The organism is Sinorhizobium kostiense (assembly GCF_017874595.1).
Classification (GTDB): Bacteria; Pseudomonadota; Alphaproteobacteria; order Rhizobiales; family Rhizobiaceae; genus Sinorhizobium; species Sinorhizobium kostiense.
This window is the reverse complement of sequence record NZ_JAGILA010000006.1, coordinates 373372-395986: the sequence shown is the minus strand read 5'-3', so window position 1 is coordinate 395986 and position 22615 is coordinate 373372. Positions and strand designations below refer to the sequence as shown.

Here is a 22615-nt window from a genome sequence, read left to right as displayed (position 1 = left end):
GGCGCGCCCATTTCAGAGCAAAGCGTCCAGTTCGGCGCGCTTCTCGTTGACGAGCCAGCCGTAATAGTTTTCCTCAGGCCAATGGACCTCGTCGCCCGAATTCCTGGCGGCGAGCGCGGCTGCGCGCTGGTCCGGATTGCCGACATTGTAGAGCGTCGCCGTTATTCCGGGATTTTTGGAGATGTCCATGCCCGCGATCGAGCGGTAGGCGTCGATCGAATGCCGGATCGAGGCGGCCATGTAGGCGAGCGACACGTCTGGTTCCATGATCGCCGCGTAGACGTTGGCCGCATTGCTCTCGTCGAGTCGGCCGTAGCCGGATACGCGTGAAACCATGTCCGTCAGCTTGAGGGCGGTCAGCGGATTGATCTGGCCGAGGCCGAATGTCTGGCCCGCGAAGAAGGGCTGGAAAAACACGGCGCTGAGTCGATTGTCGGGGAAGGCCTTTCCGCCGACCAACCGGCCTCGGAACTCGCTCTCCCATACACGCTCTCGACAGCTCCAAAGCGCGTACGACGTTGCCTCGCCGGCGCAGGCGGAAAACTGCGGCCGTTCGACGAATTCTGCGATGGATTCCCCCTCGTAACCGAAGCGGAAGCTGTTGCCGGCATAGGCGGCCGCCTTGACGTAATAGGCCTGCAGGCGGTCATAGGCGTCGACATTGTATGTGTGCTCGCCGGCGATGGCGCCGATCATGTGAATGGGGGCGATGCCATAGGCGGCTGCAGTCTGTTTGATCTTTGCGACGAGGTTGCGGTCGGAGGCTAGAAGATCGCGCACCTTCTCGTATTTCGCATCGAAGGAGGTCCGGCCGGCCTTGGTACGGCGCACGGAGGCACCGGGAACATGCGGCTGCTCGGCATGGCGGTTGCCTTCCGGCACCGTGAGGATCTCGGCCGCGGCGGGTCCAGCGGCGGCGAGGCAAAGCGTGGCGATGACGAGGAGGCAAGCGGTGAGACGCACGTTCTGTCTTCCTGTGGGACTGCTTTCCATGAAACTGACCAGGCCAGGTCCGATCGGCGCGGGCCCGTAAGGCAGAATCATGTCGGAATCATGCCGCATATCGGTTGATCGACACCGCTCTAGAAAAAACGAGGGCGCCTGTCGAGTGACAGGCGCCCCAGGAATACCGTGACAGGTGGGCTTTTCCCGGGGACCGGGCACAAAAGTCACAGGATGTAGCGCGACAGATCCGTGTTGGCGGCAAGGTCGCCCACGTGCTTGCGGACATATTCCGCGTCGATCATCATCGCCTGGCCGCCTCGATCCGGCGCGTTGAAGGAGATATCGTCCAGGACGCGCTCCATCACCGTCTGCAGGCGCCGCGCGCCGATGTTCTCCACATTCGCGTTGAGCTGGACGGCAACCTCGGCAAGCGCATCGATCGCATCTTCGGTGAAATCGAGCGAGAAGCCCTCGGTCTCGAGCAGCGCCTTGTACTGGCGGATAAGGCTTGCCTCGGTTTCGGTCAGAATCCGGCGGAAGTCCTCCTTGGTCAGGGCGCGCAGCTCCACCCGGATCGGCAGACGGCCCTGGAGCTCCGGCAGAAGGTCCGACGGCTTGGAAACATGGAACGCGCCCGAGGCGATGAACAGAACGTGGTCCGTCTTCACAGGCCCGTATTTCGTCGCAACCGTCGTGCCCTCGACCAGCGGCAACAGATCCCGCTGGACGCCTTCGCGCGATACGCCGGCGCCGAGACCGCCGTCCCGCGCGGCGATCTTGTCGATCTCGTCGAGGAAGACGATGCCGTCGTTTTCCGCCGCGGCGACCGCCTCGCGCTGGATCTGCTCGTTGTCGAGCAGCTTATCTGATTCGTCGGTGACCAGGAGCTCGTAGGAATCCTTGACCGTCGTCTTGACCTTCCTGGTCCTGCCGCCAAGCGCCTTGCCGAACATTTCGGAGAGGTTCAAGACGCCGATATTGGCGCCCGGCATGCCGGGAATCTCGAATGCACCGCCAGGCATGCCGCTGTCGGCAATGTCGATCTCGATCTCCTTGTCATCGAGTTCGTTGGCGCGGAGCTTCTTGCGGAAGGAGTCACGCGTCGCCGGCGATGCCGTCGTGCCGACCAGCGCATCGAGAACGCGCTCCTCGGCGTTTTGGTGCGCCTTGGCCTTCACCTCGGCGCGCTTCTTCTCGCGCACGAGCGCTATGCCGACTTCGACGAGATCGCGCACGATCTGCTCGACATCACGGCCGACATAGCCGACTTCGGTGAATTTGGTCGCCTCCACCTTGATGAAGGGGGCGCCGGCAAGCTTGGCGAGACGGCGGGAAATCTCCGTTTTGCCGACACCGGTCGGGCCGATCATCAGAATGTTCTTCGGCATGACCTCGTCGCGCAGCTCGTCGCTGAGCTGCTGACGGCGCCAGCGGTTGCGCAACGCGATCGCAACTGCCCGCTTCGCGTCCTTCTGGCCGATGATGAAGCGATCGAGCTCCGATACGATTTCTCTGGGTGAAAAGTTGCTCATCAATTCCTCTCAAACTCAGTCCGCGTCAATTCCATCAGCAGGGTGCGACCGGACTCGCCTATCCATTCGCCGAAGGGTACAAAACCGGCCTTCGCATAGGCTCTGACCGCGCGGCGGTTGCCGGCATCGGGATCGATGACGATGCGCCGGGCACCTTTCTCGAACAGCCTCGCGGCAAAGGCTCGAAGCGCGAGCGTGGCAATGCCCTTGCCGGTCAACTCCGGCCGGCCTACGAAAATATCGACGCCCGGCGTATCGGCGGAGAGATCCTTCGCCCAGGGCTCCTCGTCATAGTGCGATGGGATCCACGACTGGATGTAGCCAACCGGCTCATCGGCGACGTGAAAGACAAAGCCGTCGACCTCACCACTCTCACAACCGTCGCGGATCAATCCCAGTTCCACCTCCGGGTCGCCCCACCATTGTCGGACATGCGGCTCCGATAGCCAGGCAAGGAGCATCGGCAGGTGGCGGTCGGCCACCCGCTCGAAGCTGACCTTTGCCCCGTCAGTCGGCATCCAGCGTCTCCACGACGATGCTGTGGTTGGTGTAGACGCAGATGTCGCCGGCGATCTGAAGCGCCCGTCGGGCGACCTCTTCCGCCGATTTATCGCTGTCCATCAGCGCCCGTGCCGCTGCGAGCGCGAAATTCCCGCCCGAGCCGATGGCGATCGTCCCGTGCTCCGGTTCGAGCACGTCGCCATTGCCGGTGATCGCCAGGGTCACGGTCCTGTCGGCAACCAGCATCATCGCCTCGAGATCGCGCAGATATTTGTTGGTGCGCCAATCCTTGGCGAGTTCAACGGCCGCACGCATCAACTGGTCGGGATATTGCTCGAGCTTCGCCTCGAGCCGTTCCAGAAGCGTGAAGGCGTCCGCCGTCGCACCGGCGAAACCGGCAATCACGTCGCCCTTCGACAGGCGCCTGACCTTGCGGGCATTGCCCTTCATGATCGTCTGACCGAGGCTCACTTGGCCGTCGCCGGCCATCACCACCTTGCCGCCTTTGCGCACGGTGATGATTGTGGTCGCATGCATGGTTCCGTATGGATTGTGTTCGCTCATGAAAATACCCGTCGGCCCCGTGGATGCGGGGCGTTGCGGCTCGAACGAGCCTTGCTGCTTGACGCCTATGTAAGTCGGCTCGGCGCGATTGCAAATATGCCGCTTCACCCATCGTCGATCGCGGCTGCGCCGCCGGTCGGGAAAGATGGAATTTCTGTTGCCGTTCTGGATATTTCGCGCCCCGCCTGATATGCAGCGGCTCTACTTCAGGACGGAATATGCGGCGAGCGCCCGGCACCCCCTATTCCTCCGGAGTTCTTGATACCGTCCTGGCGCCTTTGGCAAATTGCGGCGCCCAGCGCATACAGGAGAGCTTGATGGCAGAGGTGATGCCCAGCCGCACCAGCCAAGTGTCGCGTAAGACGAATGAAACGGACGTTTCCGTTTCGGTCAACATCGACGGGACCGGCGTGTCGAAAATCTCGACCGGGGTGGGCTTCTTCGATCATATGCTGGAGCAGCTCTCCCGCCATTCCCTGATCGACCTGGAGATCAACACCGCGGGCGACCTGCATGTCGACGATCATCATACGGTCGAGGACACCGGCATTGCGATCGGCCAGGCGCTTGCCAGGGCGCTCGGCGACCGTCGCGGCATCACCCGTTATGCCTCGATCGACCTCGCCATGGACGAAACGATGACGCGCGCCGCCGTCGATGTCTCGGGCCGGCCCTTTCTCGTCTGGAACGTGACCTTCACGTCGCCGAAGATCGGCACCTTCGATACCGAACTCGTGCGCGAGTTCTTCCAGGCCTTCGCCCAGCATGCCGGCATCACCCTGCATGTGCAGAACATCTATGGCGCCAACAATCACCACATCGCCGAGACCTGCTTCAAATCCGTCGCCCGGGTGCTTCGCACCGCAACCGAAATCGATCCGCGCCAGGCTGGACGCGTTCCCTCGACCAAGGGGACGCTTGCCTGAGCCGATCCAGATCTGGCTTGAAGACCATGGCCTCCTACCTGATCATGACCCCGCCGGGCGCCGCGGCCGACGATGAAGGGGCGCGGTTCGTTGCGGACGGTTTCTCCTGGACCGCCTTCTTCTTTCCCGCGCTCTGGCTGATGGCCAAGCAGACATGGCTCCTCGGAATCGGAGTTGCTATTCTGCAAATCCTGTTAATCCTGCTCTTGCAGCTTCCCGGCGGCTTCGTCGCTGCGCTGATCATGCATCTTGCGCTCAGCCTCCTGGTTTCGCTCGAAGGCCCGCTTTTCATCGCACGGCACCTTTCGGCGCGGGACTGGACGCTGCGCACGATCATTCCGGCGCCCGATATCGCGACGGCGGAGGAAATCTATTACTCGGCCGCAACCGCGCAATCCAAAAGCGCAACTCGGTTGCAGTCGACCCAATGGTCCAGGACGGGTCCGCCAGGAGATTCCGCCGGGCTCGGCCTTTTCGAATCCTATGGAGAACGCTGATGCGCGTCGCCATCATCGACTACGGTTCGGGCAATCTGCGCTCGGCCACAAAAGCCTTCGAGCGAGCCGCCCGCGAAGCCGGTATCGCCGCCGAAATCGAGCTGACGGACAGGCCGGACCGGGTGGCCTCGGCCGACCGGATCGTGCTGCCGGGCGTCGGCGCCTATGCCGATTGCCGCGGCGGCCTTGCCGAGGTCGCCGGCATGGAGGAGGCGTTGACGGAAGCGGTCGAGACGGCGGGACGGCCCTTTCTCGGCATCTGCGTCGGCATGCAGCTCATGTCCTCGCGCGGGCTCGAGAAGACGATCACCAGGGGTTTCGGCTGGATTCCCGGCGACGTCGTCGAGATGACGCCCGACGATCCGTCGCTGAAGATCCCGCAGATCGGCTGGAACACGCTGGGCCTCGTCCGGCCGCACGCGCTCTTCGAAGGCATTCCGACCGGCGAGAACGGTCTGCACGCCTACTTCGTGCACTCCTATCACCTCGCCACCGAACATCCGGACCATGTGGTCGCCGTGACCGACTATGGCGGACCGGTGACAGCCTTCGTCGCCAATGGCAACAAGGCCGGTGCGCAGTTTCACCCGGAGAAGAGCCAGGCGCTGGGCCTTGCTCTTATCGCAAATTTCCTGCGCTGGAAGCCGTGAGGCTGCCCCCGCGACCCTCTGATCGGACGAACACATGATTCTATTCCCCGCCATCGATCTCAAAGACGGGCAATGCGTGCGCCTCAAGCTCGGCGACATGGACCAGGCAACCGTCTACAATGCCGATCCGGCCGCCCAGGCGCGCGCCTTCGAGGAACAGGGCTTCGAATGGCTGCATGTGGTCGACCTGAACGGCGCCTTTGCCGGCGAGACGGTGAACGGCGCCGCAGTCGACGCCATCCTCAAAGCGACGAAGAATCCGGTGCAGCTCGGCGGCGGTATCCGCACGCTCGAGCACATAGAGAACTGGCTCTCGCGGGGGCTCGCGCGCGTTATTCTCGGCACCGTCGCCGTGCGCAATCCGGCGCTGGTCATCGAGGCGTGCCACAAGTTTCCAGGCCGGGTCGCGGTCGGCATCGACGCCAGGGGCGGCAGGGTTGCGGTCGAGGGCTGGGCGGAAGCCTCCGAGCTCGGGATCATCGAACTTGCGAAGAAATTCGAAGGTGCCGGCGTTGCGGCGATCATCTATACCGATATCGACCGCGACGGCATCCTGACCGGAATCAATTGGGCCTCGACACTGGAGCTTGCCAAGGCGGTTTCCATTCCGGTCATCGCTTCCGGCGGGCTTGCGTCAATGGACGACATCCGCCGGATGGTCGCGCCGGACGCCTGGAAGCTCGAAGGCGCGATTTCCGGCCGGGCGCTATATGACGGGCGGATCGACCCGAAGGAGGCGCTGGAGCTGATCCGGGACGCGAGAAGGAGGATGGTCCAATGACGCTCAAAGCCCGTGTAATCCCCTGTCTCGACGTCAAGGACGGCCGCGTCGTCAAGGGCGTCAATTTCGTCGATCTCATCGACGCGGGCGATCCGGTGGAAGCGGCAAAGGCCTATGACGAAGCCGGCGCCGACGAGCTCTGCTTCCTCGATATCACCGCGTCCTCGGACAATCGCGAGACGATCTTCGACGTCGTCGCCCGGACCGCCGAGCAATGCTTCATGCCGCTGACGGTCGGCGGCGGCGTACGCCAGGTGGCCGATATCCGCAAGCTCCTGCTTGCAGGCGCAGACAAGGTTTCGATCAACACGGCGGCGGTGAAAAATCCTGATTTCGTGGCCGAGGCGGCGGACAAGTTCGGCAACCAGTGCATCGTCGTCGCCATCGACGCGAAGAAAGTCTCGGCCGAGGGCGAAGCCGACCGCTGGGAGATTTTCACCCATGGCGGCAGGCAGTCGACCGGCATCGACGCGATCACCTTCGCCGAGAAGGTCGTCGATCTCGGCGCCGGCGAGATCCTTCTGACCTCGATGGACCGCGACGGCACCAAGGCTGGGTACGACATCACGCTGACGCGTGCCATAGCCGATGCCGTTCGCGCGCCGGTCATCGCCTCCGGCGGTGTCGGCACGCTCGATCACCTGGTCGAGGGCATCCGCGACGGCCACGCGACCGCCGTGCTGGCAGCCTCGATCTTCCACTTCGGCACCTACAGCATCGGTGAGGCCAAGCGCTACATGGCAGAGCACGGCATCGCCATGCGCCTCGATTGAGGGGATTTGTCATGACCGATTTCACGCTTTCCGACCTCGAACAGATCGTGGCGACCCGCGCCAAGGCGGCGCCGGAGGATTCCTGGACTGCCAAGCTGGTGGCCGCCGGCCAGACCAAGGCGGCAAAGAAACTCGGCGAGGAAGCGGTGGAGACGGTGATCGCCGCGATCGGCGGCGATCGCAAGAATCTGATCGATGAGAGTGCGGATCTCCTCTATCATCTTATGGTCGTATTGAATATCGCCGCCGTCCCGTTGCAGGATGTCATGAGCGAACTTGCCAGGCGGACGAGCCAATCCGGCCTGCAGGAGAAGGCAAACCGGCAAAATTCATGAGCATCGCCGCGAAAGACATCGAACCGGCCGATATTCCGGGCAATCTTCAGGGGGGCGAGTATTCGCCCTACCACGTCTTCTCCGCCGAGGAATGGTCGCGCTTTCGCGCCGATACGCCGCTGACGCTGACGGCCGACGAGGTGCAGCGGCTACGCTCGCTCAACGACCCGGTCGATCTCGGCGAGGTGCGCCGCATCTATCTTTCGCTTTCGCGGCTTCTCTCCGCCCATGTCGAAGCCTCGCAGATTCTCTTCCAGCAGCGCAAGCGCTTCCTCAGCATGTCGGACGAGACGAAGACGCCCTTCGTCATCGGCATTGCCGGCTCGGTGGCCGTCGGCAAGTCGACGACGGCGCGCATTCTCGCCGAACTGCTCGCGCGCTGGCCCTCGAGTCCAAAGGTCGATCTCGTGACGACCGACGGGTTTCTCTATCCGAACGCGATCCTCACCCGGGAAAACCTGATGGACCGCAAGGGCTTTCCGGAAAGCTACGACATCGGCGCGCTCTTGCGCTTCCTGTCGGCGATCAAGGCCGCACGACCCAACGTCAAGGCGCCGACCTACTCGCACCTGACCTACGACGTCATTCCCGATCAGTTCCAGATCATCGACCGGCCGGACATCCTGATCTTCGAGGGGATCAACGTGCTGCAATCGCGCGACCTCCCGGCCGACGGCAAGATCGTGCCGATGGTCTCGGACTTCTTCGACTTCTCGATCTATATCGACGCCGACGAAAACCTCATCCACAGCTGGTATGTCAGCCGTTTCATGCGGCTGCGCGAGACGGCCTTCCAGAATCCGCAATCCTTCTTCCATCGCTACGCGAAGATAAGCGAGGAGGAGGCACGAGCAATCGCCGAAGGGCTGTGGCACAACATCAACCTGAAGAACCTTCACCAGAACATCCTGCCGACGCGGCCACGCGCGGATATCATCCTCCAGAAGGGGCAGAACCACCTCACGGAGACCGTGGCATTGAGGAAGCTCTGAGGAGAGAAGGTTCCGTCGACGAGGACCCCACCTTACGGATTGACCCGCCGGAGCGTCAGGTTGAGGCGGCCGCCGCTCTTCAGCAGCGTCGAGGTGTTCGGATAGATGCGATCGACACCGTGGAAGGCGAGGCGCCCCTCGCCGCCGAGTACGACGACATCGCCGCTTTCCAGCCTGAAGGATGTGGTCTGACCGCCGCGGGTCTTCCCGCCTACGCGGAAAAGGCAGGCGTCGCCGAGAGAGATCGAGACGACCGCCGTTACGAGATCGCGCTCGTCCCGATCCTGGTGAAGGCCCATGCGGGCCTCAGCGGAATAGAAATTGACGAGGCAAGCCTCGGGCGCCTTGTCGCTCCCCGAAACCGCGCGCCATATCTCGAGAAGAATGTCCGGCATCGGCGGCCAGGGCCTGCCGGTCACCGGATGCTTAGCCTGGTAACGATAGCCGTGGTCGCGGTCGGTGACCCAGCCGAGTGATCCGCAATTCGTCATGCGCACGGACATCGGCTTGCCTGTTTTCGGCATCTCCGGGACGTAGAGCGGTGCCTCGGCGACGACATGGCGGATCGCCTCGACCAGCGCCTCCTGGCGCGGGCGGTCCAGAAACCCGGGAATATGCCTCACGCCTTTCGGGAGCACCTGCATCGTTGGTCTTCCATCCTTCCCTGCCTGAGGAGGATGTAGCGTCGGCGACAGCGTCGAGCTACCCGAAAACCGCAATCTTCTTGCCGCGTCAATCGCCCCCAGGTCGGCCGCGCAGCCGCTTGATCTCGGCGCGGCCGGATTTTTCCTTGAGCCGCCTTTCGACGGAACTGCGCGTCGGCTTCGTCTTCTTACGCGGCGGCGGCGGCGGTTCGGCTGCCTTGAGGATCAGTTCCTTCAGCCGCTCGCGGGCATCCTCGCGGTTGCGCTCCTGGCTGCGGAAGCGATTGGCTTCGATCATCAGCACCCCGTCCTTGGAGGCGCGGCGGCCGGCGAGCTTCAGGGCGTTCGCCTTGACGCGCTCCGGCAGCGACGGCGATGCTGCGACGTTGAAGAACAGCTGCACGGCCGTCGACACCTTGTTGACGTTCTGCCCGCCCGGGCCGCCGGCCAGCACGAACTGCTCCGTCAGCTCCCAGCCGGCGATAACGATCTTCTCGTCGATGTAAAGCGGTTCGCTTGCCATGATTCTCTATCGCACACAGCACGCAAACGTGTGAAGCGGCGGTCCGTTCGCCTCGTGGCCTATGCAAAACCGAAAAACCCGGCCTTGCGGCCGGGTTTCACGTGAATCATGGGCTAAAAGCCTTATTCGGCCGCGACCCTCGCACCCGGCGCGGCGTCGCGGACGCCGCCGTCTACATGACGTTCGAACTTGGCGAAATTGGCGATGAACATGTCGACGAGGCGCCGCGCCTGGACATCATAGGCAGCACCATCCGCCCAAGTGGAACGCGGATCGAGAATGCGGTCGTCGACGTCCGGGACCGATACGGGTACGGCGAAGCCGAAATTCGCGTCGGTGCGGAACGAAGCGTTGTTCAACGAGCCATCGAGCGCCGCCGAGAGGAGCGCGCGGGTGACCTTGATCGGCATACGGCTTCCGGTGCCGTAGGCGCCGCCCGTCCAACCGGTGTTGACGAGCCAGCAGGTGACCCCGTTCTTGGCGATCAAGGCTTTGAGCAGATTGCCGTATTCCGACGGATGGCGCGGCATGAAGGGCGCGCCGAAGCAGGTCGAGAAGGTCGCTTCCGGCTCGGTGACGCCTTTTTCCGTGCCGGCGACCTTGGCGGTGTATCCGGAGAGGAAGTGATACATCGCCTGATCCGGAGTGAGCTTGGCAATCGGCGGCATCACGCCAAAGGCATCTGCCGTCAGCATGATGATGGTGCGCGGCTGCGGCGCAACGCCAGTCTTGCTCGCATTCGGGATGAAATTCAGCGGATAGGCGATGCGGGTGTTTTCGGTCAAGGAGCCATCGTCGAAGTCCGGCAGGCGCCGCTCATCGAGAACAACGTTCTCCATCACGGTGCCGAAGCGCCGCGTCGTCGAGAAAATCTCCGGTTCAGCCGTTTCGGAGAGGCGGATCGCCTTGGCATAGCAGCCGCCTTCGAAGTTGAAGACGCCCTTTTCGCCCCAGCCATGCTCGTCGTCACCGATCAAGGTGCGGTTCGGGTCGGCGGAAAGCGTCGTCTTTCCCGTCCCGGAAAGGCCGAAGAACACCGCGGTGTCGCCGGCGGGGCCGACATTGGCCGAGCAGTGCATCGGCATTACCGATTTTTTCGGCAGCAGGTAGTTGAGCGCGGTGAAAACAGATTTCTTCATCTCGCCGGCATAGGAGGTCCCGCCGATCAGCACCAGGCCATTCGTGAAGTCGCAGGCGATGATCGTCTCGCTGCGGCAGCCATGGCGCTCGGGATTGGCCTTGAAGCTGGGCAGATCGATGATCGTCAGCTTCGGCTGGAACGTCGCAAGCGCTTCGCGTTGCGGCCGGATCAGGAGATTGCGGATGAACAGCGAATGCCAGGCGAACTCGGTGATGACGCGCGTCGGCAGTTCGTTCTCCCGGTCGGCACCGCCGATAAGGTCCTGCACATAAAGCGACATGCCCCTCGCATGAGCCAGCATATCCTGACGAAGACGTTCGAAGTTTTCCGGAGAAATGGCGCTGTTGTTGTCCCACCAGATCTGATCGGCAGTCTCCGCATTGCGCACAATATACTTGTCCTTCGGCGAGCGACCGGTGTGCTGTCCGGTGCGCGCGCAGAGCGCTCCATGGGCCGTCAGTTCCGCCTCGCCACGGCGAAGGGCTTCTTCGTAAAGCTGTGCTGCCTCGAAGTTGTAACGAATAACCGAGAGGTCGGAAAAACCCATCGTTTCGAGCCCGTTCGCGGGGTTGCGGCTGCCAAGCTGCTCCATGGTCAAGCTTCCTTCGTGTTTGGCCGGCGGCGTTGAATTTCGCCGGAACATACTGGTCCCGACGTCCTAAGACAAGACAGCCTATCCGAAAAGAGTAATGATTTCAGTATATTAATCGATTTAAGAAAAATTATGTATTTTTTAATCGGTTGAAATACGCCATTTGATGCCGCATTTTCGGCGCCACGCCGCATCAAAGCATCTGGCGTATTTGCGCTTCGCCACAATTTGTTCCACCTTTATACTCAATTAACGCGGCCGTGACTCGGCGGTTGCCCCGTTTTAAGGACGGATCCCGGCACCGGCATCAAAGACGGAGTAGAATACGATGCAGACCATCGCGCTTGTCGATGACGACCGCAACATCCTGACATCCGTGTCCATCGCGCTGGAAGCCGAGGGCTACAAGGTCGAAACCTATACCGATGGTGCATCCGCGCTCGAGGGGCTGCTGGCGCGCCCGCCGCATCTCGCGATCTTCGATATCAAGATGCCGCGCATGGACGGTATGGAACTGTTGCGTCGGCTGAGGCAGAAGTCGGATCTTCCGGTGATCTTCCTCACCTCCAAGGACGAGGAGATCGATGAGCTCTTCGGTCTCAAGATGGGCGCCGACGATTTCATCACCAAGCCCTTTTCCCAGCGGCTTCTCGTCGAGCGCGTCAGGGCCATACTGCGCCGCGCGATCAACCGCGAAATCGCCGCGGCCAGCGCCGGGGGGGCCAAGAATTCCGACGCCCCGTCACGCTCGCTGGAGCGCGGCCAGCTCGTCATGGACCAGGAGCGGCACACCTGCACCTGGAAAAGCGAGCCGGTCACGCTGACCGTGACGGAATTCCTCATTCTGCACTCGCTGGCACAGCGCCCGGGCGTCGTGAAAAGCCGCGACGCGCTGATGGATGCCGCCTATGACGAGCAGGTCTATGTCGACGATCGGACGATCGACAGCCACATCAAGAGGCTTCGCAAGAAGTTCAAGATGGTCGACAACGACTTCGACATGATCGAAACGCTCTACGGCGTCGGCTACCGCTTTCGCGAGTCGGCCTGAGTATCCCAAGGGACTTGCGGTCGCGGCGGACTTGCCTTGGCGCCGTTTGTGGCGCATTGAGGAGCGGCGCGGAGGCAAGGCCAAGATTCTAAGACGGTGGACACAATTCGAGGCCGCGGATCCACTGCCACAGGTCGATGGGCGCGGCTGGTTGCGGCCGAAGCAAACGGCGAGAGATCAGCAGGCTAAAGTCTGTCTTATGCGCGGAGGCCGCAGGGAAAACCCGGCGTCCGGGCCTGACACGGCCTCAAGGCCGATGTCGGACGACGGATGGCCCGCCGCCGGCCGACCGGCTGCCGGAATGTTAGCGACGACGTTTTCGTCGCAGGAGCGGAAGACTTGGTAGAAGTCTTGCAGGGCGATATCGAAGAGTCGGACGGGAGGGCGCTGCGAAGCCAGCGCCGCTGGGCGCATCCCTTCACGCTCATTCGGCGGCTGTTCGGTAACGCCGTCTTTTCGAGCCTCACGCGACGCATTGTCTTCTTCAATCTCGTCGCACTCTTCGTTCTCGTCGGCGGGATCATGTATCTCAACCAATTCCGCGAGGGCCTCATCGACGCCCGCGTGGAGAGCCTCTTGACGCAAGGCGAAATCATCGCCGGCGCCATCTCGGCTTCGGCATCGGTCGACACCAACTCGATCACCATCGATCCGGAAAAACTGCTCGAGCTGCAGGCCGGCGAAAGCATCACGCCGCTGCCGAGCGACGAGGACCTGGAGTTTCCGATCATCCAGGAGCGCGTCGCGCCGGTTCTCAGACGCCTGATCTCGCCGACGCGCACACGCGCGCGGCTGTTCGACGCCGATGCGGATCTCCTGCTCGACTCCCGCCATCTCTATAGCGGCGGCCAGGTGCTCCGCTTCGATCTGCCGCCGGTCGACCCCGAAACGCCGAGCACAGCGGAGACGATCAGCACCTGGTTCAACCGGCTGCTGCAGCCGGGCGACCTGCCGCTTTACAGGGAGCCGCCTGGCGGCAACGGCTCGATATATCCGGAGGTGATGAATGCGCTCACTGGCGTGCGCGGTGCGGTGGTGCGGGTCACCGAAAAGGGAGAGCTGATCGTTTCCGTGGCAGTGCCGGTGCAGCGCTTCCGCGCCGTACTCGGGGTGCTGCTGCTCTCGACCCAGGCCGGCGATATCGACAAGATCGTGCACGCCGAGCGCCTGGCCATCATTCGCGTTTTCGGCGTGGCCGCACTCGTCAACGTCATTCTTTCGCTGCTCCTATCCTCAACGATCGCCAATCCGCTGCGGCGACTGGCGGCCGCCGCCATTCGCGTGCGCCGCGGCGCCAAGGAACGGGAGGAGATTCCGGACTTCTCCTCTCGCCAGGACGAGATCGGAAACCTGTCGATCGCCCTCAGGGAAATGACGACCGCGCTTTACGACCGCATCGCCGCGATCGAGAATTTCGCCGCCGACGTCAGCCACGAACTCAAGAATCCGCTGACCTCGCTGCGCAGCGCGGTCGAAACCCTGCCGCTCGCGCGTACGGAAGATTCGAAGAATCGGCTGCTTGACATCATCCAGCACGACGTCCGGCGCCTCGACCGGCTGATCAGCGATATTTCGGACGCCTCGCGGCTCGACGCCGAACTCGCCCGCAGCGACGCGAAAAAGATCGATCTCGAAAAGCTTCTCGGCGATCTCATCGACATTTCGCGGCAGGTCCGCGGCAGCAAGAAGCGGGTGCTGCTCGACTTCGTCGTCGACCGCAAGGAGAATTCGAAGGCGAATTTCATCGTGAGCGGCTACGATCTGCGCATCGGCCAGATCATAACCAATCTCATCGAGAATGCCCGCTCCTTCGTTCCGGAGCCGAAAGGCCGTATCATCGTGCGCCTGGCCCGGTCCCGGTCGCGCTGCCTCGTCACGGTGGAGGACAACGGGCCGGGCATCCAGGCCGAGGACATCGACCGCATCTTCGAGCGCTTCTACACCGATCGGCCGGAAGGAGAGGATTTCGGTCAGAACTCCGGCCTGGGTCTGTCGATCTCCCGCCAGATCGCCGAGGCGCATGGCGGATCGCTAAGGGCCGAGAACATCGTCGGCAAGGACGGCCGGGTGAGCGGCGCCCGCTTCATCCTTTCGCTTCCCGCCGAGCCACACGCGTGAAAATGCCGGTTATCAACATTCACGGAACGGCAATTGTGCTCGGCAGCGTCGGCTTCCTCGTGACCGGCCCCTCCGGAGCGGGCAAATCGGCACTGGCGCTGTCATTGATTTCGGAGGTCCGGCGCCGCGGGCGCTTTGCGGCCCTCGTCGCCGATGACCGTGTGGACCTGACAGCTACGAACGGCCACATTGTCGCGCGGTGCCCGCCGGCCATTCAAGGCCTCATTGAGATTCGCGGCGCAGGGATCGCGGCGGTCGAGACCATGCCCGCCTGCATTCTCAGCTGGGCGGTCCTGCCGGTGAAGGCACCCTTCAATCCGCGTCTGCCGCCCGAAAGCGAAAGACTGCAGCTTGAGGCTGCAATTAGCTTGCCCCTATTGCGCCTTCCCGTTGAAGGTACCCTCTCCGCGGTCGACGCCCTCATCGCTTTGTTGCCTGATAAAATAGGCATTTAGCCTTTCGCAAAGGCAGAACGGCTGGTTTTTCGGCATTTTAGACTTGCACTTCGCCTTTTCCTTGCCAAGATGGCCGCCCCAACAGATGGACGAAATTGCTGCATTGCGATATCTGACCATCGACGAGTTGCGGATGCAGTTGGAGCAAAGATACCCATGATCGGACTTGTGCTTGTCACCCATGGCAAGCTGGCGGATGAGTTTCGGCATGCCTTGGAGCATGTCGTCGGTCCGCAAAGAGCAATCGAGACGGTGTGCATCGGCCCAGAGGATGACATGGACCAGCGGCGTCAGGACATCATCGACGCCGTTGAGAGCGCCAACGAAGGCGATGGCGTCGTCATCCTGACGGACATGTTCGGCGGCACGCCCTCAAACCTTGCAATTTCGGTCATGCGCAGCGGCAGCGTCGAGGTGATCGCTGGCGTCAACCTGCCGATGCTGATCAAGCTCGCGGGCGTGCGCGGCGAAAGCGACATGGACAAGGCGCTTGTCGAAGCGTCCGAAGCTGGACGTAAATACATCAATGTCGCCAGCCGCGTACTGAGTGGGAAATGATGGACCATTTGGCAGATACGGCGCTGACGCGCGAGCTGCTGATCATCAACAAGCGCGGCCTGCACGCACGCGCCTCGGCGAAATTCGTCCAGACGGTCGAGGCCTATGATGCCGAGATCACCGTCTCCAAGGACGGCATGACCGTCGGCGGCACCTCCATCATGGGGCTGATGATGCTGGCGGCGAGCACCGGCTGCACCGTCTTCGTCACCGCAAGCGGGTCTCAGGCGGAGGAGGCGCTCAACGCGCTCGATGCGCTGGTGCGCGACAAGTTCGGCGAAGAGATGTGATCTCGTTTCTGCATGAGTGAAGAGGTTGATCTCCCGCCACGCACCGCGCCTGGGCTGCTGCCGACTTCCCCGCGCGGGTTGAACGGAACTTCACTCGACATAAACATATAAAGACCTCTTTATATGACCATTGCCCTCCCTGGCGATTCCTGATAGACCGGGCGCACTCTTCCGTGATGTGAAGCGCGGAACGCAGTGTCACGCCGCCATGCGCCCTCGAGGGCGGCGCGGCCGAAGAAGATCAGCCTGGAGAACTCCATGACCGCTACTCAGGACTATATTGTCGCCGATATCGGGCTTGCCGATTTCGGCCGCAAGGAAATTGCCATCGCCGAAACGGAAATGCCGGGCCTGATGGCCTGCCGCGAGGAGTTCGGACCGTCTAAGCCGCTCAAAGGAGCGCGCATCACGGGCTCGCTGCACATGACGATTCAAACCGCAGTGCTGATCGAGACGCTGGTCGCGCTCGGCGCGGAAGTGCGCTGGGCCTCGTGCAACATCTTCTCGACGCAAGACCATGCAGCGGCGGCGATTGCCGCAAGCGGCATTCCGGTATTCGCCGTCAAGGGCGAGTCGCTCGAAGAATACTGGGCCTATACCGACAAGATCTTCCAGTGGGCCGATGGCGGCTTTTCCAACATGATCCTCGACGACGGCGGCGATGCCACCATGTACATCCTGCTCGGCGCCCGCGCCGAAGCCGGCGAGGACGTTCTGACGAAGCCCGGCTCCGAAGAGGAAGAAATCCTCTTCGCGCAGATCAAGAAGCGCCTTACCGCCTCGCCGGGCTGGTTTACCAAGCAGCGAGATGCCATCAGGGGTGTCACGGAAGAGACGACTACCGGCGTCAACCGTCTCTATCAGCTCCAGGCAAAGGGGCTGCTGCCGTTCCCCGCGATCAACGTCAACGACAGCGTCACCAAGTCGAAGTTCGACAACAAGTACGGTTGCAAGGAATCGCTCGTCGACGGCATTCGTCGCGGCACCGACGTGATGATGGCCGGCAAGGTTGCGGTCGTTTGCGGCTATGGCGATGTCGGCAAAGGTTCGGCTGCATCGCTCAAGGGCGCCGGCGCAAGGGTGAAGGTGACCGAGATCGACCCGATCTGCGCGCTGCAGGCAGCGATGGACGGCTATGAGGTTGTCCAGCTCGAAGACGTCGTTCCCACCGCCGACATCTTCATCACCACCACTGGCAACAAGGACGTCATTCGCATCGAGCATATGCGCGAGATGAAGGACATGGCGATCGTCGGCAATATCGGTCACTTCGACAACGAGATCCAGGTCTCCGCACTGCGGAACCTGAAGTGGACGAACATCAAACCGCAGGTCGATATGATCGAGTTCCCGAAGGGCAACCGGCTGATTCTGCTCTCGGAGGGCCGTCTGCTCAATCTCGGCAACGCGACGGGACATCCATCCTTCGTGATGTCGGCTTCCTTCTCCAACCAGGTGCTGGCGCAAATCGAGCTCTTCACCAAGGGCGAGGACTACAAGAACGAGGTCTATGTGCTGCCGAAGCAGCTGGACGAGAAGGTCGCGCGCCTGCATCTCGCCAAGCTCGGCGCCAAGCTCACGGAGCTCTCCGCCGAGCAGGCGGCCTATATCGGCGTCGAACGCCAGGGGCCTTTCAAGGCTGAACACTACCGGTACTAATCCTTACCCGGGCAATCCACAACATCTTGTGGCCGCGATCTTGACAAGAGATCGCGGCCGCTTTTTTGGGCCCCGCACTTTCCGGCGAATCCTCAAAGAAGTATGGTTAACTCATTGATTCGTGACGCTGGTGCGGACTGCTGTTCACGAGGAGTAGGGGCGGTCGACCGCAGCGCTTCTCTTCGTTCGCCGGCGGCGTTCACGCGTGGGGATGTCTTGTCGGACATGCGGCAAACAGACGGAGACAGACCGGGGATGCAATCGGAACGGACGCGAACCCTTCGAGGTTTCGGGCATGGCGAGCGGGCGGTGCTTTCCGGGCAAACGGGCGGCGATCACCATGAACACCATGATTAAGCAGTCCACGGTTGCGGGCGGGTGGCTGAGCGGACGGCGACTGGTGCGGCGGCTTGCGGCCTGCACGGCGCTCTTCACTGCGGGCGAGGCGGCGGCTGAAGTTTCGACGCCCGTCGCCAGGAGCATCTTCGGGTCCTCCGAGGTCGTCACCTTCTCCGTCCTCATCGGCGTCATTTCCGCCGCCATGATTTCGGCGATCTGGCTCATCCGGCAGCGCGGCAACATCGAAGCCGAAAACCGCGAATTGCGATCGGAACTCTCTGACGCAAACCAGCGAATCTCCCGCTTCCAGGCGCTCATCGCCGACAAGAACCGGCGTATCGTGATCTGGGACGGGCTCGCCGAACGACCGGAATTCCTGGGTCAGCTTCCCGTTGAAACCGGGGCACCGCAGGACGACCGCGACTTTCTCGCCTTCGGGCGTTGGATCAAGCCGCAATCGGCAGGCCAGCTGGAAAAGGCGATCGAGTCGCTGAGAGCGCATGCCCAGAGCTTCGACCTGGTGCTGGAAACGCAGCGCAACGAAGTGCTGGAGGCGCAGGGTCGCGTTTCCGGCGGACAGGCCTTCGTGCGCTTCATTGCGCTCAACAATCTGAGAGCCGAACTCGCCGAGCTGAAGCTCGAGCGCGACCGTCTGCATGCCTCGCTCTCTACCTTCCGTACCCTGCTCGATGCCATCGACCTTCCCGTCTGGCAGCGCAGCCCGGACGGCAAGCTCGAATGGGTCAACGAGGCCTATGCCGAGGCAGTGGAGGCGCGCAGCCCGGCCGCGGCCGCGGCGGAAGGCCGTGAGCTGCTGGCGACCGCCGCGCGGGAAAAGATCCGCGCCGTTTCCACTTTCGAAACCCCGTTCCGCGACAGGCTTTCGACCGTCGTCCGGGGCAACCGGACCTTCTACGATGTCGTCGACGCCCGAAGCACCGCCGGTTCGGCCGGCATGGCGATCGATGTGTCGGGCATCGAAGCTGTGCGCGGGGAACTGGCGCGCACGCTAAAGAGCCACGCCGAAACGCTCGACCATCTGGCGACGCCGGTCGCGATCTTCGACGGCAATCAGCGCCTGCGGTTCTACAACCAGGCCTTCCAACGCCTCTGGGACCTCGACATGGGCTTCCTCGAGCGCATGCCCGACAATGGCGAGGTGCTCGACAGGCTCCGCGCCGGCGGCAAGCTGCCGGAGCAGCTCAACTGGAAGCAATGGAAAGCCAACGCGCTCTCCGTCTATCAGGCGCTCGACACCCAAAGCGACCTCTGGCACCTTCCAAACGGTCAGACCCTGCGCGTCTTCGCCACCGCGCGGCCGCAGGGCGGCGCGACCTGGGTGTTCGAGAACCTGACGGAGAAGGTCGACCTCGAAACGCGCTACAACACCTTGCTCCAGGTTCAGGGCGAGACCATCGACCATCTTGCAGAAGGCGTTGCCGTTTTCGGACCGGACGGGCGCATCCGGCTTTCCAACCCGGCATTCCGGGCACTCTGGGGCATCAGCGAGGCGGAAGCCAAACCCGGCACGCATATCCGCGCCGTCGAGCAGGCATGCCTCTCCTCCTACGACCAGCCGGACGGCTGGAAGCGGTTTGCCGATATCATCACCAGCTTCGACGACGAGCGGCCCTCGAAGCGCGGCATCCTGGAACTGCACACCGGGTTGATCCTGGACTATGCGGTGATACCGCTGCCGAACGCCCAAACGATGCTGACCTTCGTCAACATCACGGACAGCGTGCGCGTCGAGCGGGCACTGACGGAGAAGAACGAAGCGCTGCGCAAGGCGGACGCCTTGAAGAACGACTTCGTCCACCACGTCTCTTACGAATTGCGTTCGCCGCTGACCAACATCATCGGTTTTGCCGATCTCCTGAAAACGCCGGGCTTCGGCGAGCTCAACGGGCGCCAGGCGGAATATGTCGACCATATCGCCAGGTCGTCGTCGCTGCTTCTGACGATCGTCAATGATATCCTTGATCTCGCGACGGTCGATGCCGGCATCGTCGAACTCGACATGTCGGAAGTGACACTCCTGGACCTGCTCGAAGATGTGGCGCAGCAGATGGCTGACCGGCTCACGGAAAGCGGCGCGACACTCAAGATCGACGCGCCGGACAATCTCGGCCGCATCGTCGCGGACCAGCAACGGCTGAAGCAAATCTTCATCAAGCTCCTGACCAACGCCGCCAGTTTCGCCCCCGATGGCAGCGTCATCGGCCTGAAGTGCTGGCGTGACGGCAGCGATTTCGTCTTCTCGGTGAGCGATACCGGACCCGGTATCCCGCAGGACGTCCTGAACACGGTGTTCAACCGATTCGAGAGCTACGGACAGCGCGGCGGCGCCGGCCTCGGGCTCTCGATCGTCGAGAGCTTCGTCAGTCTGCATCACGGCACTGTTTCCATTCACAGCAAGGAAGGCGAGGGTACAGAGGTCACCTGCCGCATTCCTTCCGCCGAAATGCCGAAAATTATCGCAGCGGAATAGAGCGTTGAAACTCTTCGAACTTCTGCTGAACGACGAAGCGGCCACCATACAACTCGGCGAGGATCTGGCGCTGGCGCTTACGCGCGGCGATTGCGTCGGTCTTTCCGGCGATCTGGGCGCGGGAAAGTCGACCTTTGCGCGCGCCTTCCTGAGGGCGATGGCCGATAACGAGTGGCTCGAGGTGCCGAGCCCAACTTTTACGTTGGTGCAAAGCTACGAGCTTCGGATCCCGGTCGCGCATTTCGATCTCTACCGCCTCGGCGATGCATCGGAACTGGACGAGCTTGGATTCGACGAAGCGCTTTCGGAGGGCATCTGCCTGGTCGAATGGCCGGAAAAGGCGGCGGAGGCGCTTCCCTTGGATCGGATCACGCTGACCTTCACGCATGAGGGCGACGGCCGGCGCGTGCAGATCACGGCCCCCCGTGCGAGTTTTGCGCGGATTGCGCGCTCGTTGGCGATCCGCGACTTCCTGGGACGCGCCGGATATCCGGGCGCCAGGCGGCGGCACCTGAGCGGCGACGCTTCGATCAGGGCCTACGAGCGGGTTTATCCGAACGGCAACGAGCCGGCAAAGATCCTGATGGACGCACCGCGGCACAAGCCCGGACCCATCCTCCAGGACGGCAAGTACTACCAGCAGCTTGCGCATATCGCCGAGGACGTCGTCCCGTTAGTGGCGATCTCCGAGCTCTTGCGCAAGCGTGGCTTTGGCGCGCCGGCAATCTTCGCCCGCGACCTCGACCAGGGCCTGCTGCTGATAGAGGATCTCGGCTCCGAGGGCATTGCCGACCGCGAGGGCCGGCCCGTTGCAGAACGCTATCTCGAGAGCGCCCGGCTGCTCGCCAGGCTCCATGCGCAGCCGGCGGAACGTAAGATTGCGATCGCCGAAGGCATCGTCCACCATATTCCCGATTTCGATCGCACCGCGATCAAGATCGAAACCAGCCTGCTCGTCGACTGGTATCTGCCGTGGAAGCGCGGGGCTCCCGCGTCGGATGCGGAGCGGACCGACTACTTCGCGATCTGGGACCGGCTCATCGACGTTCTAGGTTCCGCCGAAAAGAACTTGCTCCTGCGCGATTTCCACTCGCCGAACATTCTATGGCGGCAGGATCGGTCCGGCGTCGATCGCGTTGGCGTCATCGACTTTCAGGACGCGATGATCGGGCCGACGGCCTATGATCTCGCCGCGCTTGTCCAGGACGCGCGCGTAACGATCGACCGCTCGCTTGCAGACAGGCTGATGCAAGCCTATTTTTCCGAGCGCACGGCGCTCGGCGACTTTGACGAGGAAGCCTTCCAGCGCGACTGGCACCTGATGGCGGCGCAACGCAATTGCAAGCTCGCGGGTATCTGGGTGCGGCTGAAGGAGCGCGACGGCAAGCCCGACTACATGAAACACATGCCGCGCACCTTTGCATATCTTGAGGATGCGCTTTCACACCCGGTGCTGACTCCCTTGCGCGAATGGTGCATTAAGGCTGGAATCCTGGCTAGCGAATCAGCCAACTGACAGGAAATCATGCCCATCACCAATGCCATGGTGCTTGCGGCCGGACTGGGCACCCGCCTGCGGCCAATCACCGACACTCTGCCGAAGCCGCTCGTCCCCATCGCCGGCAAACCAATGATCGACTACGTGCTGGACCTCCTGGGTGCCGCCGGCGTGTCCACGGCCGCGGTGAACGTCCATCACTTCGCCGACCAGATGGAAGCACATCTCAGGCGACGCGAGGTGCCGCGCATCCTGATCTCTGACGAGCGCGACGCGTTGATGAATTCCGGCGGAGGGCTTGCCAAGGGCCTGAAACTGCTTGACCAGGGTCCGGTGCTCGTCATGAACGCCGATCTCTTCTGGGTCGGCGAGAACGCGGGGACACCAGGCAACCTGCAGCGGCTTTCCGAATTCTTCGACCCGGAACTCATGGACATGGCGCTGCTCTGCGTGCGGCTCGAGGATACGACCGGCCACAATGGCAAGAGGGATTTTTCGCTTGGCGCGGATGGCCGACTCATTCGTTATCGGGAAGGCATGGACAATCCCGTCGTCTATGCCGGTGCGATCGCACTTGAATCGCAGCTTTTCGCCGACGCCCCCAAAGACCCGTTCAACCTCAACATCTATTTCGACCGGGCAATCGAGAGGGGCCGTCTGTTCGGCCTGATGCTCGAGGGTCGATGGATGACCGTCGGCACGCCAGAGGCGATCGGTGAGGCCGAGACGATCGTCCGGCGTTTCGAACCGGGGGGGTAAG

23 protein-coding genes are annotated in these 22615 nt (G+C 62.5%); 16 read left to right on the top strand and 7 right to left on the bottom strand.

What is annotated here, in order from left to right:
* Positions 1–12: 12 nt before the first annotated feature.
* The 4 genes from J2Z31_RS21530 to hslV all read right to left on the bottom strand — a co-directional run bounded on the left by J2Z31_RS21530 (position 13) and on the right by hslV (position 3542).
* A complete protein-coding gene (locus J2Z31_RS21530; protein WP_209604452.1) occupies positions 13–963 on the bottom strand; it encodes a DUF1402 family protein in 951 nt (316 codons plus the stop codon).
* A 206-nt stretch (positions 964–1169) separates the two neighbouring features.
* A complete protein-coding gene (gene hslU / locus J2Z31_RS21525) occupies positions 1170–2477 on the bottom strand; it encodes an ATP-dependent protease ATPase subunit HslU (protein ID WP_209604450.1) in 1308 nt (435 codons plus the stop codon).
* Positions 2477–2995, bottom strand: a complete 519-nt coding sequence (locus tag J2Z31_RS21520) for a GNAT family N-acetyltransferase (RefSeq protein WP_209604448.1) — start codon at positions 2993–2995, stop codon at positions 2477–2479. The genes hslU and J2Z31_RS21520 overlap by 1 nt, the downstream gene beginning before the upstream one ends.
* Positions 2985–3542 (bottom strand): ATP-dependent protease subunit HslV, encoded by a 558-nt coding sequence (gene hslV / locus J2Z31_RS21515; protein ID WP_209604446.1) that lies wholly within the window; start codon positions 3540–3542, stop codon positions 2985–2987. Before hslV ends, J2Z31_RS21520 begins: the two co-directional genes overlap by 11 nt.
* Positions 3543–3859: 317 nt before the next feature.
* Here hslV and hisB point away from each other — a divergent pair, with 317 nt between their 5' ends.
* The 7 genes from hisB to coaA are packed head-to-tail and all read left to right on the top strand — an operon-like array spanning position 3860 to position 8496.
* Positions 3860–4468: an imidazoleglycerol-phosphate dehydratase HisB gene (hisB, locus tag J2Z31_RS21510; protein ID WP_209604445.1), complete on the top strand. Its 609-nt coding sequence runs from the start codon at positions 3860–3862 to the stop codon at positions 4466–4468.
* A 26-nt stretch (positions 4469–4494) separates the two neighbouring features.
* Positions 4495–4965: a DUF2628 domain-containing protein gene (locus J2Z31_RS21505; RefSeq protein ID WP_209604443.1), complete on the top strand. Its 471-nt coding sequence runs from the start codon at positions 4495–4497 to the stop codon at positions 4963–4965.
* Positions 4965–5615 (top strand): imidazole glycerol phosphate synthase subunit HisH, encoded by a 651-nt coding sequence (gene hisH / locus J2Z31_RS21500; RefSeq protein WP_209604441.1) that lies wholly within the window; start codon positions 4965–4967, stop codon positions 5613–5615. Before J2Z31_RS21505 ends, hisH begins: the two co-directional genes overlap by 1 nt.
* A gap of 34 nt (positions 5616–5649) precedes the next feature.
* On the top strand, positions 5650–6396 hold the full coding sequence (gene hisA / locus J2Z31_RS21495) for a 1-(5-phosphoribosyl)-5-[(5-phosphoribosylamino)methylideneamino]imidazole-4-carboxamide isomerase (protein ID WP_209604439.1): 747 nt from the start codon (positions 5650–5652) through the stop codon (positions 6394–6396).
* Positions 6393–7169 (top strand): imidazole glycerol phosphate synthase subunit HisF, encoded by a 777-nt coding sequence (gene hisF, locus J2Z31_RS21490; RefSeq protein WP_209604437.1) that lies wholly within the window; start codon positions 6393–6395, stop codon positions 7167–7169. The genes hisA and hisF overlap by 4 nt, the downstream gene beginning before the upstream one ends.
* Before the next feature lie 11 nt (positions 7170–7180).
* The gene (locus J2Z31_RS21485; protein ID WP_209604435.1) at positions 7181–7504 is read left to right on the top strand and encodes a phosphoribosyl-ATP diphosphatase; all 324 of its coding nucleotides are present in this window, start codon (positions 7181–7183) and stop codon (positions 7502–7504) included.
* Positions 7501–8496 (top strand): type I pantothenate kinase, encoded by a 996-nt coding sequence (gene coaA / locus J2Z31_RS21480; RefSeq protein ID WP_209604433.1) that lies wholly within the window; start codon positions 7501–7503, stop codon positions 8494–8496. The genes J2Z31_RS21485 and coaA overlap by 4 nt, the downstream gene beginning before the upstream one ends.
* Before the next feature lie 32 nt (positions 8497–8528).
* On the opposite strand, the gene J2Z31_RS21475 is transcribed toward coaA, so the two are convergent.
* The 3 genes from J2Z31_RS21475 to J2Z31_RS21465 form a co-directional block, all read right to left on the bottom strand.
* Complete coding sequence (locus J2Z31_RS21475; protein WP_209604431.1) at positions 8529–9140, bottom strand: alpha-ketoglutarate-dependent dioxygenase AlkB; 612 nt, start codon at positions 9138–9140, stop codon at positions 8529–8531.
* A gap of 88 nt (positions 9141–9228) precedes the next feature.
* Positions 9229–9663 (bottom strand): alternative ribosome rescue aminoacyl-tRNA hydrolase ArfB, encoded by a 435-nt coding sequence (gene arfB, locus J2Z31_RS21470; RefSeq protein ID WP_209604429.1) that lies wholly within the window; start codon positions 9661–9663, stop codon positions 9229–9231.
* Positions 9664–9785: 122 nt separating this feature from the next.
* Positions 9786–11396, bottom strand: coding sequence for a phosphoenolpyruvate carboxykinase (locus J2Z31_RS21465; protein ID WP_209604427.1), 1611 nt, complete (start codon positions 11394–11396; stop codon positions 9786–9788).
* Between the two features lie 328 nt (positions 11397–11724).
* Between J2Z31_RS21465 and chvI the strand changes: the two genes are divergently transcribed.
* From chvI to J2Z31_RS21420, 9 genes are all read left to right on the top strand, one after another.
* A complete protein-coding gene (chvI, locus tag J2Z31_RS21460) occupies positions 11725–12447 on the top strand; it encodes a two-component system response regulator ChvI (RefSeq protein WP_209604425.1) in 723 nt (240 codons plus the stop codon).
* A gap of 387 nt (positions 12448–12834) precedes the next feature.
* Positions 12835–14565, top strand: a complete 1731-nt coding sequence (locus tag J2Z31_RS21455) for a sensor histidine kinase (RefSeq protein ID WP_234939577.1) — start codon at positions 12835–12837, stop codon at positions 14563–14565.
* A 2-nt stretch (positions 14566–14567) separates the two neighbouring features.
* Positions 14568–15020: an HPr kinase/phosphorylase gene (locus tag J2Z31_RS21450; protein ID WP_234939576.1), complete on the top strand. Its 453-nt coding sequence runs from the start codon at positions 14568–14570 to the stop codon at positions 15018–15020.
* Positions 15021–15176: 156 nt separating this feature from the next.
* Entirely contained in the window at positions 15177–15578 is a 402-nt protein-coding gene (locus J2Z31_RS21445; protein WP_209604420.1) for a PTS sugar transporter subunit IIA, read from the top strand.
* Positions 15575–15868, top strand: a complete 294-nt coding sequence (locus tag J2Z31_RS21440; RefSeq protein WP_209604418.1) for an HPr family phosphocarrier protein — start codon at positions 15575–15577, stop codon at positions 15866–15868. The genes J2Z31_RS21445 and J2Z31_RS21440 overlap by 4 nt, the downstream gene beginning before the upstream one ends.
* Before the next feature lie 258 nt (positions 15869–16126).
* Positions 16127–17527, top strand: a complete 1401-nt coding sequence (ahcY, locus tag J2Z31_RS21435; protein WP_209604416.1) for an adenosylhomocysteinase — start codon at positions 16127–16129, stop codon at positions 17525–17527.
* Positions 17528–17876: 349 nt separating this feature from the next.
* Positions 17877–20357: a sensor histidine kinase gene (locus J2Z31_RS21430; RefSeq protein WP_209604484.1), complete on the top strand. Its 2481-nt coding sequence runs from the start codon at positions 17877–17879 to the stop codon at positions 20355–20357.
* A gap of 4 nt (positions 20358–20361) precedes the next feature.
* Positions 20362–21873, top strand: a complete 1512-nt coding sequence (gene tsaE / locus J2Z31_RS21425) for a tRNA (adenosine(37)-N6)-threonylcarbamoyltransferase complex ATPase subunit type 1 TsaE (RefSeq protein ID WP_209604414.1) — start codon at positions 20362–20364, stop codon at positions 21871–21873.
* Positions 21874–21882: 9 nt separating this feature from the next.
* The gene (locus tag J2Z31_RS21420; RefSeq protein WP_209604411.1) at positions 21883–22614 is read left to right on the top strand and encodes a nucleotidyltransferase family protein; all 732 of its coding nucleotides are present in this window, start codon (positions 21883–21885) and stop codon (positions 22612–22614) included.
* The last annotated feature ends 1 nt before the right edge of the window (position 22615 follow it).